1 pseudogene is annotated in these 1,169 nt (G+C 35.5%); it reads right to left on the reverse strand.

The annotated features are described in order from the left end of the window. Positions 1-130: 130 nt before the first annotated feature. Positions 131-1,119: pseudogene (locus AB4323_RS24555) on the reverse strand (alkene reductase). Between the last annotated feature and the right edge of the window lie 50 nt (positions 1,120-1,169).

The following is a 1,169-nucleotide window of genomic DNA, read 5'->3' on the forward strand; positions in this document are numbered from 1 at the left end:
TTGTCATATGTACCGTAAGATGCTAATAAATATCAATTTAATAAAATAAAAAATAATCAACCAATCCTATTCTACCAATTGTGAATAAAGTTTAGAGTTATATTTACAAAATTTCTAATTATTCTTAATTCTATTCAGTAAGTTGGAGGGGGGGCATAAACAGTGGACCGAACCCTACCATATCAGTTAAATCAGACTCTATTGCTATTCTGGCCTGTTCGGAATGATATCGACCAGTAGAAATTATTATTCCTTTATATAAATCTCGAATAGCTATTTTAAACTCTATAGGGATTGCTGGGTCATCACCCGAATCAAATTCATCTATATGAATATAGACAACTCGCGATTTATTGAGAGATTTAACTGCTGATATATAAGTTTTTGCTGTATTTTTATCGACAGCTCCGTTTAGAGGTGCAAATGGAGCCAAGCGACCCCCTACACGGTCTTTTCCTATAGCACTAATAAGAGTATCAACAACCACATTCAAAAAAGCAGGCGATTCTCTGTAAAACCTTCATACTCATAAACGAAGGTATTGCCCTCTGATTCTATGAATTGATGAGCGAAATAGCCATTTTCTACATGTAGTTCGACACCATCAAAGCCAGACGTCATAGCAGTCAAAGCAACTTGTCGATACTTTTCAGCGATGTCGAAAATACTGTTTGTAGTTTCTTTTGGTATTGCTGCCCCGACAAACTCCTGATTACGATTTTTAGTATCAACAAAAACCTTAACACTATCTTTTTTGACTACGGAAGAAGTAATAGATTGTCCACCATCGATATTTTCGGGGTGACCACCGTACCATAATTGAGCGAAAATCACGCCACCACTTTTGTGAACTGAATCAGTGATTTTTTTCCATTCCATAATCTGTTCTTGAGTATCGAGAGCAGAAGGCAACGAATACTCTTGTTCTTTCGGATAAAACAGATTTCCCACAGCGATTCTCAATCCCGCAGATGAACGTCGAGAATAATATGTTGCCATCATATCGTTAACGAAGTTTCCGGATTTAGTGGCTTCAGAAAATGCTACAGGTGGCATAACGATACGATTTTTTAAAACAATTGAACCTAAATTAATAGGATGCAATAACACATCAACCATATCAATCCTTTCTTTTAATATCAAAAATTTAAATGCCTATTATTAAATTG

The sequence above is a fragment of the Vibrio sp. 10N.261.52.C11 genome (genome assembly GCF_041471405.1).
GTDB lineage: Bacteria > Pseudomonadota > Gammaproteobacteria > Enterobacterales > Vibrionaceae > Vibrio > Vibrio crassostreae_C.